This is a genomic window from Idiomarina sp. UBA4206, from assembly GCF_002383015.1.
Lineage (GTDB): Bacteria > Pseudomonadota > Gammaproteobacteria > Enterobacterales > Alteromonadaceae > Idiomarina > Idiomarina abyssalis.
In genome coordinates, this window is sequence record NZ_DFTS01000009.1 from 73138 (window position 1) to 73563 (window position 426).

Sequence of the window (426 nt, forward strand, 5' to 3'; positions counted from 1 at the left end):
GAGGAAGAGTCGAGCCAGGCTATTCTGAATATGGCACGCAAGGTAGCTGCCAGCGAAGCCAGCGTAATGGTTACCGGGCCCAGTGGTACGGGTAAAGAAGTGTTGGCTCGTTATATTCATCAGCATTCTGAGCGTGCAAATGGCCCCTTTGTCGCGATTAATTGTGCAGCCATACCTGAAAACATGCTTGAGTCTATGTTATTTGGCTATGAAAAAGGAGCTTTTACTGGTGCGAATCAGTCGTCTCCCGGTAAGTTTGAGCTCGCTCAGGGTGGTACCTTGTTGCTGGACGAAGTCACCGAAATGGCTATGCATTTGCAGGCAAAACTATTACGGGTTATTCAGGAACGTCAGGTAGAGCGGCTGGGCTCACGTAAAACCATTCAACTCGACGTCCGTTTAATTGCGACCTCTAACCGTGACCTT

Annotated in this window: 1 protein-coding gene; it reads left to right on the top strand. The window is 49.3% G+C overall.

What is annotated here, in order from left to right; genetic code table 11:
* The coding region (locus B3180_RS01775; protein WP_286842594.1) for a sigma-54 factor interaction domain-containing protein at nucleotides 1-426 on the top strand (426 nt) is incomplete at both ends.